The organism is Mucilaginibacter glaciei (genome assembly GCF_014773245.1).
Lineage (GTDB): Bacteria > Bacteroidota > Bacteroidia > Sphingobacteriales > Sphingobacteriaceae > Mucilaginibacter > Mucilaginibacter glaciei.
This window is the reverse complement of sequence record NZ_JACWMX010000003.1, coordinates 227,984-241,190: the sequence shown is the minus strand read 5'-3', so window position 1 is coordinate 241,190 and position 13,207 is coordinate 227,984. Positions and strand designations below refer to the sequence as shown.

The following is a 13,207-nucleotide window of genomic DNA, read 5'->3' as shown; positions in this document are numbered from 1 at the left end:
GCACGTTAATATACTAATACTATAACACTGTACCGCTATTAATGTTTAAACAGAAGGTGCATTATCTGCAAAAAGGGGCTATACAATCCGTGTAAGTATCTTTACGTCGGCCTGCTGTTCTAAAAGTGCGGGTAAAATATGTACGAAGTATTTGTAATGCGGGGTTTCCATATGAGCAGAAAGGGCATCATCGTCAGTCCATTCATCAACCACCACAAAACGGACAAACTCATCTTTATACTGGTAGATATCGTACGCAATGCAACCGGGCTCAGCTTTAGAAGCATCCATCAGCTTTTTCAACTCGATGTTAAACGCCGCAACTGCATCTTTTTTGCATTGTAGCGAGGCAAGTAGGCTCACACTCATCTTTTGGATAGTTATATAGTTTAAACGGCCAAAATGATTTTTTTGTTTACAAGTGGTTTGTAATTTTATTTATACAAACTGCCTGTATCAGCCTTCGAGAACCTATCAGATGGATCCGTCGAGGTTAAAGCAGTTCCGGCAACGGGCTTCGTAAGTTTCTTTTTCGCCCAACAGTATCTTGCTTTCATTGGGCACTAAGCGGTAAGAGTAAATAGCCTGCTGCCCGCATTTAACACAAACCGCATGCAGTTTAGTAACCGAGTCCGCTATAGCCATTAATTCCGGCATACAGCAAAAAGGGCGGCCCTTAAAATCCATATCCAACCCGGCAACAATAACCCGCACACCTGCGTTAGCAAGGGCAATACAAACCCCGGGTATCCCATCATCAAAAAACTGAGCTTCATCAATCCCAACCACCTGTATATGATCGGCAAGGGGCAAAATAGCCGATGCACTATCCACCGCTTTTGATGGGATTGAATTGAGGTTATGTGATACCAGGGCACTTTTATCATAGCGGGTATCGGCCACCGGACTAAAAATTTCGACATTAACTTTGGCAATACGGGCACGGTTAACGCGCCTTATCAACTCCTCTGTTTTGCCGGAAAACATTGACCCGCAGATAACTTCAATACTCCCCCCAATCTCATTCCGCCTTTTAAAAATTTCTTCGGTGTACAATGTGTTCAAACTTTTGTGAACGGCTAATATCAGAATTTTATAGTATTTTTGATTAGCAATTTCCTAACAAATAGAGCCATGAAGCAGCCGGAAGTATTCAAAAAGATAGGCGGTATTATAAAAGAATTACAAGAACAATATGACTACCTGCAATCTAATGCAGAAACCCTAAATGACCTTGAACTGGAGCTTTTTGTTGCTAACACCCACTTTTTAAAAGACCATGCCGAAATATTGCGTAAGCTAAATTTATTGAAGCAGGCACAACAACCCGAGCTGCCCCTGTTTACCGAAAAAGCAGTACCTGTCCCCGCCATTGAGGAAAAGAAATCAATTGCCGATGAGCCTAAATATTTCGAGCCCGTAGTACAGCAAAAAGTGGTGGAGCGTACACCCTTTAAGCCCGAAATAGCCAGGCCAGCCCCAAAAGAGCCTGTTCAATTTGAACTGATCCCACCCGTTAAAGAAGAACCAACCCCGCAGATAGATTTGAGCACCAATGGCGACAACTACGCATTTGAACGCGAAGCAGAACTTGAAACCATTAGGCATGAATTAATAATGGATGATGCGGAAACCTGGGAGGAGGACGAAGAGACACTTGAAATTGAAAGTGAAAAGTTAAATGAGGAACCAACCAATACCCTTGCGCCGATAATTAAACCCGAAGAGCAAGTGACGGAAGCTGAAGAACCCATCCCTACCAACCCGGAACCGGTGGTAGAGAATCAGCCAAAGACCGAAGCTGCGCCGGAGCCGGAACCCGCCAAAGATGAAAAGCCTTTGAGTCTTAACCAGCGGATGGCTGCACAGTTAAAAGACAAAAGATCATTTGCCGCCGAAGCTGCACAGCCTGCCGAAGCACCGATAGCCGATATGAAGGCTGCCATTAGCCTGAATGATAAAATGTTATTTATTAAGGAGCTCTTTAACGGCTACCCATTATCATATAGCGAAGCTATTGAAATAGTGAACCGCTTTAAAAGTTTTGAAGAGGCCGACCGCTTTTTACGCACCAACTACGTCACCAAAAATAACTGGGAGGCCAAAACTATCGCGTTCGAGAAATTTTATGCTTTGCTGAAAAGGCGTTACGCGTAAATAACCCCCATCCGGTTCGAGTCCAGTTTGAGCAGGATGAACAGCAGGATGGTGAAACTCCACAGCGACGACCCACCGTAGCTTATAAAGGGCAGCGGGATACCTATCACCGGCATCACCCCGATAGCCATTGCTATATTAATGATAACGTGGCAAAAAATAATAGAAGCTACACCATAGCCGTAAATGCGGGAGAATGGCGCACGCTGCCGCTCAGCTATATGTATAATCCGCAACACCAGGAAAAGGTAAAGCCCCATCACTACCACAGACCCGGCAAAACCCCACTCTTCGCCCACCGTGCAAAAAATAAAATCGGTACTTTGGGCAGGAACGAAAGAGTACTTGGTTTGTGTACCCTGCAAATAGCCCTTACCCCAAACCCGCCCAGATCCGATAGCGATCTTAGCCTGGTTTTGATTGTAGCCCACATGTTTCTTATCCTGCGACAAACCCAATACAATATCGATACGATCGCGCTGGTGCTTTTTAAGCCCTTTATTATAAAGCGGTTTTACTGCAAATACAAACCCTATGGCCACTAAAGCACCTATTATTACCTTTAATACAAGCGGGCGGTTTCGTTTAACAATCAGCACCACCAGCACTGCCGCGATCACAACCGCAGCTACTACCGACGCTGCATTAAATACCAGGGAACTCACAAATAAAGCGATCAATAACCCACCGATAATAAGAAAGTAGGACGATAGCCCTTCGCGGTACAATACAAATATTAATGAGCAAAACACAAGGGTCGATCCGTCATCGGGCTGCATCTTTATCAATACCATTGGCAGCAAAATAATGGCACCTGCTATCAGGAATGATTTTGGATCGGTAACTTTCACATTGGTAGCACTCAGATAACGGGCCAGCAGCAAACAGGTAGCAAACTTGGCAAACTCCGATGGTTGCAGCTTAAAACCGCCACCCAAATCTATCCAGGCCTGGTTACCACCCACACCCCGGCCCACAACCAATACCAGTATAAGCAATAAAATAGTTACGACATATAACGCAGGCGATAATGCGGAAAGAAAGCGGCTCTCTAACAGCAAAATAAATGTGCCAATAACCAAGCCCGACATGATAAAAATGAACTGGTGCCCTGCGCTGGTGCTAAAATCAAAAATACTCGGATGATTATCATCAAACACCGCAGCATGGATATTAAACCAGCCGATAGTGCAAAGGCACAGGTATATCAACACAGTTACCCAGTCTACATTGAAAAAGAAACTGCGCTGATTATTCATTGCTTCTCCTGTTTGGCAACATCGCCGTTTCCTTTAAACTATTTTGTTGTTTAACCGGTATCGATTTCAACTTTACCTTTTTTAACGAATCTAAAGAAGCCGCCTTTTTCAAACTATCTGCCGAAGGCTTTTTGGAAACCGGCGGCGTTTTTGGGGTAATAGCGGGAAGCAAATTACTGTTCATGTAATACTCAGGCGTGATACCTGTCGGGCGCTTGCTGATGCTGCCACGCAAATATTTCTCTACCATAAAACTGGCAATAGGCGCAGCCCATGTTGCACCCTGGCCGGCGTGTTCTACAATTACCGCAATGGCTATTCTGGGATTTTCGCGCGGCGCAAATGCCACAAATACCGAATTATCTACTTTATTCGTAATCTGCGCCGTACCTGTTTTTCCGCACATAACTATGCCGGGGATACGTGACCCCACAGCCGTACCATGGTCAACCACGCTTTGCATTCCGTTGATAACCGGCTCAAAATATTGCGAATCTACACCTACATAGTTACGTACTGTGTACTCATGTTTAATTACCTTTTTATCGCCGATGGCGCGGATTAGATGCGGTTTATAGTAGTAACCGTGATTGGCTATCGTAGCCTCGATATTTGCCAATTGCAAAGGAGTTGCCGATAATTCACCCTGCCCGATACCTAAGGATATGACGGTGCTGTAACGCCAGCCGCCTTTATGATAAACCTTGTCGTAAAACGAGGCTTTAGGCAGTAATCCACGGCCTTCGTTTGGCATGTCTAAACCAAGTCTGGTTCCTAAACCAAACTTAGCCACATTGTCCCTCCATTTTGTATATGAGGTGTCTGTCTTTCGTCCGCCGGCCCCATTTACCAGTTTTTCGAAAACCATAAAAAAATAGCCGTTGCATGATTCGGCCACGGCCCTGCTCAAATCAACAGTACCATGCACCTCACCGTGGAAGCATTTAATACGGCGGTTACCGGCTACATAATATCCGGGGCAATTGTATGTTGTTTGCGGAGTTATTACGCCCTCCTGCATCGCAATCAACGCGCTTAATGGTTTAAATGACGAACCCGGCGGATAGTATGCCTGCACCGGACGAACAAAGAAAGGCTGATACGGATCTTTATATAAAGCCGCCGCATTATTTCCGCGCTCGCGGCCAACCAGCAAATTTGGGTCATAGGTGGGGCTGCTCACGTAAGCTAATATCTCGCCGGTTTTGGGGTCGATTGCAACGATACTGCCTACTTTGTTTTTCATTAACGCTTCGCCGAATTTTTGCAGCTTGAGGTCTAATGATGATTCCAGCCGTTCACCGGCAACTGCCACTGTATCATATATACCCTCAGCATATTTTCCTTTTACGTTGTTACGGGAATCGACCATGGAACGAACTATGCCGCGTGTGCCACGCAGCAGGGTTTCATAGGAACGTTCTACACCGGTAATACCGACGTAATCGCCGGGACTGTAATAACCTCCCGACCTTTTTATAATTGCGTCGGTCGCCTCGCCTATGTAGCCCAGAAACTGCGCTGCGGCTGAATCGGGGTAAGTACGAATGATCCTTTGCACGGGCATAAAGCCGGGGAATTCAGATAATCTTTCCTGAAACGATGCATATAACTGCGCAGACAGCTGCTTTTCAAAAACAGAAGCACGATACGGGGAATATTTAACGGCTTTTGCCATCCTTTTATCGTAACCATCTTTATCTATCCCTAAAAGCTTGCAAAACTCAACTGTATCAAAAGCCTTTACCTGTTTAGGGGTTACCACAATATCATAAATAGGCTGATTTTGCACCATCACAACCCCATTCCTATCCAATATAAAACCACGGGCGGGATATTGCACAAACTTGCGTACAACGTTTTGGCTGGCGTAAAGCTCATAACGGTCATCAACCACCTGGATATAAAACAGGCGGGCCAATAGCAGTAATATAAAAGTGATAAAGATGCCGGCGATCACATATCGCCGTTCAAAAAAATTGTTCATTTACGCTCTTTCTTTCTGAAAAATAACAAGCCCGACACCAGCATTAAAAATACGGTAAATATTGAACTCAATAAAAAGCGGGTTAGTGTATATTCTAACTCAGAAAAGCGAAAAACTTCCAGGTTGAATAAGAAAAAGTGATGAAATAAGGTGAGGATGAGCGCGTAACTAAAAAACCAGCGGAACCCCATTATACTCAATGTAGGTTCGGGCTCGTTATCAAAGCCGTCTTTTTGTACAGTTACGCTAATGAACAGAATACGTACTAAAGCTAACAGCACGCAACTGGCGGCATGCAGCCCCGGTGTATCATAAAACGCATCAATTGTTAAACCCAAAATAAATGCCAGCGCAAAAAGCAAAACGTTGGGAATTTCGAAAGGTAACAGTAGTATAAAAAGGATATACAGGTACGGCGTACTCAAATTATAAAGTGCGATATTCTTCAACAAAAAAACCTGCAGGAATACTAACAGCACAAACCTGATGAGGTTGATGATAATTACTCTACTCATCTTTTTTCTCTTGGGCCTCCAATCCCGCCTGCTCCTGGGCAAACCTGTTTACTATCACATACACATATTGCAGCTTACTAAAATCTACCGCAAGGGCAACCTCCATATTCAGGAAAAAACCGCCACCTTTAGCATTTAGCTTACTCACCTTGCCCAACGGGATGCCTGCAGGGAACAGTGAAAGGTCTGACGTTACCACCTGCTCGCCAATTTTTGGCCGCGCATTGTTTGATACATCTATCAGTAAACCCTTGTGCGGGTCAACATCCTCGCCCCATTCCAGGTAGCCAATTTCTTTATGAGCAGCCAGCATGGCACTAAAGCGGGTATCTTTATGCAGTAAGGATTGTACAATGGCCATATGCGGCCCAACAAAAACTACTTTGCCTACTACTCCGGCGTCAGTAATTACGCCCATGCCTTTGGCTATCCCGTTATTGCTTCCCCTGTCAATGGTAATGTAGTTATTACGTTTGTTTACCGAGTTATTGATCACCTTGGCGGCTATATACTCATATTGCTGTTTGTAATTGGTGTCGATAACCCTTTTTTTACCGGCAGTATCTAAATAAAGCGACGTTTTTAGCTGGTTGCGCAGCCGGGCATTTTCGCGGACCAGGTTATCATTTACATCGCGCAGGGAAAGATAGCCCTTCAATTCATCGGTACGTGCGTAAAGGTTGCCTGTTACTTCGGCGGTACTGTTGATGAAGCTGGCCTTTTGAAAAGAATTGTACTTAATGTAGATAATGAAGGAAGCGATCTCGAAAATGAGAAACAGGAAGAATGCGTTGTACTTAGTGATAAATATCAGGAGGTTACGCATTGTCAGAGATTAGTGATTAGGGATCAGAGATTAGATGAAAGGGCTTACCTAATCTCTAATCACTGACCTCTAATCTCTTAAAAATTATTGCATTAAGAATTTAAAGTTACCTATGTTTTTAAGGGCGGTACCTGTACCACGTACTACGGCGCGTAGCGGATCTTCGGCAACGTGTACCGGTAGTTTGGTTTTAGCAGCAACGCGCTTATCTAAACCACGCAGCAACGCACCACCGCCTGTAAGGTAAATACCTGTCTGGTAAATATCTGCAGAAAGCTCGGGTGGGGTAATCTCTAAGGCCTTCAGGATCGCTTCCTCAATTTTCGAGATTGATTTATCGAGGCAGTGTGCAATTTCGGTATAAGATACGGTGATCTGCTTAGGTACACCGGTCATCAGATCGCGGCCCTGCACGGCAAAATCGGCAGGTGGCTCACTCAGCTCCGGCAATGCAGCGCCTACTTCTATCTTAATCTTTTCGGCAGTACGGTCGCCAATCATAATGTTGTGCTGGCGTCGGATGTACTGAACAATGTCGGAGTCAAAGTTATCTCCCGCTACTCGGATAGACTGGTCGCACACAATACCCGATAACGCAATAACCGCAATCTCGGTAGTACCACCACCAATATCGATGATCATGTTACCCATAGGCTCCTCAACGTCAATACCGATACCTACAGCAGCAGCCATTGGTTCATAGATCAGGTAAACTTCTTTAGCGCCGGCAATTTCCGCGCTGTCACGTACGGCACGTTTCTCTACCTCGGTGATGCCTGATGGGATACAGATAACCATCCGCAGCGAAGGGAAAAACCAGCCCTTACCCTGATTGATCATCTTGATCATCCCGCGGATCATTAGCTCGGCAGCGTTAAAATCGGCAATTACACCGTCTTTTAACGGGCGCACGGTACGGATGTTATCGTGGGTTTTACCTTCCATCTGCATCGCCTGGCGGCCAATAGCAATTACTTTGTTGGTTGTACGGTCAAAGGCCACAATAGAGGGCTCATCAACAACAACTTTATCATTATGTATGATAAGGGTGTTTGCGGTACCCAGATCAATAGCGATTTCTTGAGTGAAAAAATTAAATAAACCCATGTGGCGTTATTTCAAATATTTTGCAAAGTTAATAATAATAGTGACTACCAATTTTCTCGAACCGGTTAACAGCGTGCAACTCCCGCGAGTTTAAAAACCGTTAGTTTTAATAACTCCTATTTTTAGGAATTCGTGCCTTACCCGGTTTTTTTATTCGGTGATACTTCGGTGTAAGTTCGTGTAATTTATTGAATTAGTGTGATTTCTTTTTGATGATTTTGTTATAACTGGATAGCCCCTTTGCTTTTCCAATTCACCATTCGCCTACCACAACACGCTATGCCTTAGTGTTTAAAATGGCGTACCCCTGTGGTTACCATAGCAATACCCTTTTCATTACACTTGTTGATAGAATCCTGGTCTTTTATTGAACCGCCCGGTTGTAAAACGGCGCTGATACCGGCATCAGCAGCAATCTCTACACAATCAGGGAACGGGAAGAAAGCATCAGAAGCCATAACCGCTCCCTTAAGTTCAAAACCAAAACTTTCGGCCTTGATAATAGCTTGCTTTAAAGAATCAACCCTTGATGTTTGGCCTACGCCGCTCGCCATTAACTGGTTGTTTTTGGCAAATACAATAGTGTTTGATTTGGTGTGTTTAACAACCTTGTTGGCAAAGTGAAGATCTTTCAATTCGTTGTCAGTAGCTTGTTTGTCGGTCACCGATGTCATTTTTGCAGGGCCTTCAACCACCAGGTCTTTATCCTGCTCAATAACACCATTCAGCAAGGTTTTAAATTGCTTTAACGGCAACTCTACCGGCTGGCGGATCAAAACTATGCGGTTCTTTTTGGCAGAAAGGATCTTTACCGCCTCGTCTGTGTAAGCAGGCGCAATCAGCACCTCGTAAAAGATCTTGTCAATCTCCGTTGCTGTAGCTGCATCTATTTCATCATTAGCTATGATGACACCGCCAAAAGCCGAAACCGGGTCGCAAGCTAAAGCATCTATCCAGGCTTCTTTAATGAATGACCGCGAAGCGATACCGCAGGCGTTGGTGTGTTTTAAGATAGCAACTGTAGGCTCGGTAAATTCATCTATCAAGGCAACAGCCGCGTCAACATCGACAAGGTTATTATAGGATAATTCTTTACCGTTCAGTTTATTAAACATCGCATCAAGGTTACCGTAGAAGGTGCCTTTTTGATGCGGGTTTTCGCCGTAACGTAAAACCTGACTGGTTTGGATGCTTTGTTTAAAAACAGGCATCGGCTCGGTCTGGTCGAAGTAGTTAAAAATGTGGGTATCGTAGTTTGATGAGATATTGAAAGCCTTTTGAGCAAAACGACGACGTTGATCTATTGTTGTTGCACCTTCCTGTGATTTCAGGATCTGCTCTAATTCCGAATAATCATCCTTCGATGCCAGGATCACCACATCCTTAAAGTTTTTAGCTGCTGCGCGGATCAACGAGATACCGCCAATATCTATCTTCTCGATGATATCTTCGGCACCCGCGCCAGAGTTTACCGTTTCTTCGAACGGGTAAAGATCAACGATCACCAGGTCTATCTCCGGGATCTCGTATTGCGCCAGTTGCTGCTGGTCGCTCTCCAGGCCACGTCGTGATAAAATACCGCCAAACACCTTTGGATGCAGGGTTTTTACCCGGCCACCTAATATAGACGGGTACGAGGTAAGATCCTCAACAGCAATCACATTAACACCCAAATCTCGGATAAAAGTTTCGGTACCACCTGTAGAATATATATTAACACCCAGGCGGTTCAGCTCGTGTATGATCGGCTCCAGGTTGTCTTTGTAATAAACAGAAATAAGGGCATTTTTTATTTGAACAGAATGGCTCATTTGTGATGCGTTTTTTGAGCCGCAAAGGTAGGGATTAGGGATTAGAGATTAGAGGTTAGAGACTAGTTTTTTTAACGAATTAGTTTAAAACCACAACGATGGCAAAATAATGTGCCGTTAGGCTGCTTTTGCTTGCTTTTTTAAGTAAGCTATGTAACCGTTTATCATCTTAGAACATTCCTCACAATCATGCTTCAACTGCTCAAAATCCTCCTTTTTAATAAAAGAGTTATCCAATGCAATAATCAAATGGTCAATCGTTTCTACAGCTGACCCACGGGCGATAATCAAAAATTTCGATGCATCTAAATAATGAAAGCGTCCATGGCCTTCAGCGATGTTATTTCCAATAGATCTGGACGAACTGATAATTTGATCGGTAAGACGATACTTTTCTTCGGGCGGGAATGCTTTTATTATTTCAGAAATATTGTTTCTCAGAATTCTGGACTTTTTCCAAACTTCTAAATCCATAAAACTACCCATGTAGGTTATTTAATTTTCAACTAATCTCTAACCTCCGACCGCTAATCTCTATGACCTCATCTTCTTTAACAACCCCTCAATAACTTTCGGGAAGTGTTGATGCTCTAACTGCTGGCCTTTAAATTTTACCATCTCCAGGTTATCGCCGGGCTCAATCTTAAAACGCGACTGATGGATGATCTCGCCTTCGTCAAATTCGGCATCGGCAAAGTGGATCGTAATGCCCGACTCTTCTTCTCCTGCGGCTAAAACTGCTTTGTGCACATTATCGCCATACATACCCTTACCGCCAAACTTAGGCAGCAATGCGGGGTGCAGGTTAATGATCTTATTAGGAAATGCTTTTAAAAGGCTTTGAGGTACCAGCCACAAAAATCCGGCTAATACAATAAGGTCTACCTGTAAGTTTTTAAGCAAGCTGATCACATCATCAGTTTCGTAAAATTCGTGCCTGGAAAATATGTGCGACGGGATCTCAAAGTTATCGGCGCGTTGTAAAACGTAAGCCTGCGGGTTATTGGTAAGGATCAGTACAACTTCGGCATCTGAATTTTTTTTGAAATGCTCCATTATCTTTTGAGCATTTGACCCTGACCCTGAAGCGAAAATGGCTATTCTTTTTTTCAAAACGACGGATAGATTTTGTATTGCAAATTATAAAAAATAACCTGCTTTTTATTTAGAAGTTGTTCTTTGCCTGATAAAGCCATAACGCTTTATGGTACGCACCTGCGCAGCTGTATAATAAGTTTGCAGATCGCCGGTATTAAACACTAATGAAAATTGCCCTAAGTTTACAAACTGTACGCTTAAAAACGGTTGCGATTTACCCGCAGTCGTGTTATCCTGTACAGTAATATTTGAGTTTAAATACAAGCGGTTACTCGTAATGGAATAATTCCCTTTTGCTGTTGGCTGTATTCTACAATCGAAATTGGTGTAAGTAAGCGTATTATCTTTATTAAAAACGAGTACCTGGGTAGTATCACATTTGGTATTAAGCGTATCTGTTGATATTTTGGAGTCGCCAACATAATGGTCAACAGTTAACGTGGCCAGTTGCCATACCCCTGTAGTGAGCAGGTTAGGGATATTGCTTTGATCTTCCTTTTTGCAGGAATTAATGAAAAAGCTTATGGCGATTACCCCGGTCAATAAAAAGTATAAAGTCTTATTCTTCATTTAAGCTTCAAAGATAGTTAATAACACAATTTAAACCATTGCTTAAGTATAACTGTTTATATAGCTTTATATTTTTGCAGCCTGTTATATTTGTAATATGCGCATTCCCTACTACCAATTGAAAGCGGAGTTTAAACGGATTCTTTCATCCTTAAATTTTACAGAAAAAAAAGCCGACACCTGCGCCGGCATTTTTGCGGACAACAGCCGCGATGGCGTACAAAGCCACGGTTTAAACCGTTTCCCGGTTTTTGTGCAGTATGTCAAAGAGGGCCTGATCGATCAGGAGGCTGAACCCATATTGGTTAACAGTTTAGGCGCTGTTGAACAGTGGGACGGTAAACTTGGCCCCGGAATGCTTAATGCAACCTTTTGTATGGATAGGGCTATTGAACTGGCAAATAGCAGCGGCATAGGCTGCGTGGCCATTAAAAACACCAACCATTGGATGCGTGGCGGCACCTATGGCTTGCAAGCTGCCGGTGTCGGTTATATAGGCATTTGTTTTACAAATACCATTGCCAATGTACCGCCCTGGGGCGGCACCGAGTCCCGGCTGGGCAACAACCCTTTGATTATTGCCATCCCAAAAACTGGCGGGCACGTGGTTTTAGATATGGCCATTAGCCAGTACTCTTTTGGTAAGCTTTACCAATACGATAGCTCCGGCAAACCGCTGCCTGTGCCCGGCGGCTACGATAGCGAGGGCAAATTAACTACCGATGCAACCGAAATATTAGAAACAAAACGCGCATTGCCCATAGGGTTTTGGAAGGGCTCAGGCTTATCTTTGGTACTCGACCTGCTGGCTACATTATTAAGCGGCGGGCAATCAACCGCAGCCATTACGCAATCAGGCAAAAAGGAAACTGGGGTTTCACAGGTATTCATCGCCCTAAAAACGGATAATGAAAAAAACGTTTCACTTATACAGGAGATATTGGATTATACAAAAACGAGTACTACTGAAGCTGGCAGCGAGATCCTTTATCCCGGCGAAAACATGCTGCGCACCCGCGAGCGAAATTTAAAGGAAGGAGTGTTGGTAAATGAAAAGATCTGGAATGAAGTTTTGGCGATGTGATTATTAAAGGCAACTCAAATTACTAATCTTGATTTTGAGTTTCTTAAATCATGATTCCTGGTGCCTACCTCACCAGCCCCTCAAATTTTTCCCAAAAGCCGTCTTTAGGTAAGGGTGCTACTATTAATATCTGCTCGTGTTTTACAGGGTGTTCAAACTGCAGGCGGCGGGCATGCAGGCAAATGCTCTTGCGCAGGCTGCCGCGGGGGTAGCCATACTTATTATCGCCAACAATGGGGCAACCGAGGGTGGATAGCTGCACGCGTATCTGGTGCGGCCGGCCGGTTATCGGGTCAACTTCTATTACATAATAACCATCAAGTTCGCCAACCAGTTTATAATTTAATTCGGAACGCAGGCTGCCTGCTACTTCTTTATCATGCGCCTTGGTTACATTCTTTTGAGGGTTTTTGATCAGGTAATGCACCAGGTTGCCGGCTTCGGGGTACGGGCGTTTGCGCACAATGGCATAATAGGTTTTGTGCATCTCGCGGCCTTTAAACAGTTTATTAATGCGTTCTAATGCCTTGCTGGTTTTAGCAAATAGTATCACGCCGCTAACGGGCCTGTCTAACCGATGAACTACCCCTAAAAAAGCACCGTTAGGTTTGCTGTATTTTTTAGCAATGTATTTTTTTACCTTATCATCTAACGATTCATCGCCGGTATCATCTACCTGTACAATGTCGCCTGCGCGTTTGTTTACCGCTATCAGGTGGTTGTCTTCATACAAAACGTCCTTATCGGTAATATCCAGGCTGGTATAATTATGTTCGGGTCTTGCCATTTGAGT

The 13,207-nt window shown here is 44.0% G+C and carries 14 protein-coding genes; 2 read left to right on the top strand and 12 right to left on the bottom strand.

The features are described from left to right. Positions 1-78 precede the first annotated feature (78 nt). Both IDJ76_RS08635 and IDJ76_RS08630 read right to left on the bottom strand, forming a co-directional pair. Positions 79-369 carry a putative quinol monooxygenase gene (locus IDJ76_RS08635; RefSeq protein ID WP_191162803.1) on the bottom strand — a complete coding sequence of 97 codons (291 nt, stop codon included), beginning with the start codon at positions 367-369 and terminating at the stop codon, positions 79-81. 105 nt (positions 370-474) lie between these two features. Continuing rightward, complete coding sequence (locus IDJ76_RS08630) at positions 475-1,056, bottom strand: thymidine kinase (RefSeq protein WP_191163161.1); 582 nt, start codon at positions 1,054-1,056, stop codon at positions 475-477. Positions 1,057-1,134: 78 nt separating this feature from the next. Here IDJ76_RS08630 and IDJ76_RS08625 point away from each other — a divergent pair, with 78 nt between their 5' ends. Continuing rightward, positions 1,135-2,157, top strand: a complete 1,023-nt coding sequence (locus IDJ76_RS08625) for a hypothetical protein (protein WP_191162800.1) — start codon at positions 1,135-1,137, stop codon at positions 2,155-2,157. Here the strand turns inward: IDJ76_RS08625 and rodA are convergent. The 9 genes from rodA to IDJ76_RS08580 form a co-directional block, all read right to left on the bottom strand. After that, a complete protein-coding gene (gene rodA / locus IDJ76_RS08620) occupies positions 2,148-3,416 on the bottom strand; it encodes a rod shape-determining protein RodA (RefSeq protein ID WP_191162798.1) in 1,269 nt (422 codons plus the stop codon). The genes IDJ76_RS08625 and rodA overlap by 10 nt on opposite strands. Continuing rightward, positions 3,409-5,403 (bottom strand): penicillin-binding protein 2, encoded by a 1,995-nt coding sequence (mrdA, locus tag IDJ76_RS08615; protein WP_191162796.1) that lies wholly within the window; start codon positions 5,401-5,403, stop codon positions 3,409-3,411. The genes rodA and mrdA overlap by 8 nt, the downstream gene beginning before the upstream one ends. Further along, entirely contained in the window at positions 5,400-5,918 is a 519-nt protein-coding gene (locus IDJ76_RS08610) for a rod shape-determining protein MreD (protein WP_191162794.1), read from the bottom strand. Before IDJ76_RS08610 ends, mrdA begins: the two co-directional genes overlap by 4 nt. After that, positions 5,911-6,744: a rod shape-determining protein MreC gene (gene mreC / locus IDJ76_RS08605; protein WP_191162792.1), complete on the bottom strand. Its 834-nt coding sequence runs from the start codon at positions 6,742-6,744 to the stop codon at positions 5,911-5,913. Before mreC ends, IDJ76_RS08610 begins: the two co-directional genes overlap by 8 nt. Positions 6,745-6,828: 84 nt before the next feature. Beyond that, positions 6,829-7,851: a rod shape-determining protein gene (locus IDJ76_RS08600; protein ID WP_067054626.1), complete on the bottom strand. Its 1,023-nt coding sequence runs from the start codon at positions 7,849-7,851 to the stop codon at positions 6,829-6,831. Positions 7,852-8,135: 284 nt separating this feature from the next. After that, the gene (gene purH / locus IDJ76_RS08595; protein WP_191162790.1) at positions 8,136-9,662 is read right to left on the bottom strand and encodes a bifunctional phosphoribosylaminoimidazolecarboxamide formyltransferase/IMP cyclohydrolase; all 1,527 of its coding nucleotides are present in this window, start codon (positions 9,660-9,662) and stop codon (positions 8,136-8,138) included. 117 nt (positions 9,663-9,779) lie between these two features. Further along, positions 9,780-10,136, bottom strand: a complete 357-nt coding sequence (locus IDJ76_RS08590) for a four helix bundle protein (protein ID WP_224746257.1) — start codon at positions 10,134-10,136, stop codon at positions 9,780-9,782. A gap of 60 nt (positions 10,137-10,196) precedes the next feature. Then, entirely contained in the window at positions 10,197-10,775 is a 579-nt protein-coding gene (gene purN, locus IDJ76_RS08585; protein WP_191162785.1) for a phosphoribosylglycinamide formyltransferase, read from the bottom strand. 48 nt (positions 10,776-10,823) lie between these two features. Then, positions 10,824-11,330 carry a DUF5004 domain-containing protein gene (locus IDJ76_RS08580; protein WP_191162783.1) on the bottom strand — a complete coding sequence of 169 codons (507 nt, stop codon included), beginning with the start codon at positions 11,328-11,330 and terminating at the stop codon, positions 10,824-10,826. Positions 11,331-11,427: 97 nt separating this feature from the next. Between IDJ76_RS08580 and yiaK the strand changes: the two genes are divergently transcribed. After that, on the top strand, positions 11,428-12,414 hold the full coding sequence (gene yiaK, locus IDJ76_RS08575; RefSeq protein WP_191162781.1) for a 3-dehydro-L-gulonate 2-dehydrogenase: 987 nt from the start codon (positions 11,428-11,430) through the stop codon (positions 12,412-12,414). 64 nt (positions 12,415-12,478) lie between these two features. On the opposite strand, the gene IDJ76_RS08570 is transcribed toward yiaK, so the two are convergent. Further along, complete coding sequence (locus tag IDJ76_RS08570; protein WP_191162779.1) at positions 12,479-13,201, bottom strand: RluA family pseudouridine synthase; 723 nt, start codon at positions 13,199-13,201, stop codon at positions 12,479-12,481. Between the last annotated feature and the right edge of the window lie 6 nt (positions 13,202-13,207).

Coding starts and splice junctions, on each gene's coding strand:
- mrdA (WP_191162796.1), bottom strand. CDS start 5,403: ATGAACAATTTTTTTGAACGGCGATATGTGATCGCCGGCATCTTTATC.
- IDJ76_RS08625 (WP_191162800.1), top strand. CDS start 1,135: ATGAAGCAGCCGGAAGTATTCAAAAAGATAGGCGGTATTATAAAAGAA.
- IDJ76_RS08570 (WP_191162779.1), bottom strand. CDS start 13,201: ATGGCAAGACCCGAACATAATTATACCAGCCTGGATATTACCGATAAG.
- rodA (WP_191162798.1), bottom strand. CDS start 3,416: ATGAATAATCAGCGCAGTTTCTTTTTCAATGTAGACTGGGTAACTGTG.
- purH (WP_191162790.1), bottom strand. CDS start 9,662: ATGAGCCATTCTGTTCAAATAAAAAATGCCCTTATTTCTGTTTATTAC.
- IDJ76_RS08600 (WP_067054626.1), bottom strand. CDS start 7,851: ATGGGTTTATTTAATTTTTTCACTCAAGAAATCGCTATTGATCTGGGT.
- IDJ76_RS08610 (WP_191162794.1), bottom strand. CDS start 5,918: ATGAGTAGAGTAATTATCATCAACCTCATCAGGTTTGTGCTGTTAGTA.
- IDJ76_RS08580 (WP_191162783.1), bottom strand. CDS start 11,330: ATGAAGAATAAGACTTTATACTTTTTATTGACCGGGGTAATCGCCATA.
- IDJ76_RS08590 (WP_224746257.1), bottom strand. CDS start 10,136: ATGGATTTAGAAGTTTGGAAAAAGTCCAGAATTCTGAGAAACAATATT.
- yiaK (WP_191162781.1), top strand. CDS start 11,428: ATGCGCATTCCCTACTACCAATTGAAAGCGGAGTTTAAACGGATTCTT.
- mreC (WP_191162792.1), bottom strand. CDS start 6,744: ATGCGTAACCTCCTGATATTTATCACTAAGTACAACGCATTCTTCCTG.
- IDJ76_RS08635 (WP_191162803.1), bottom strand. CDS start 369: ATGAGTGTGAGCCTACTTGCCTCGCTACAATGCAAAAAAGATGCAGTT.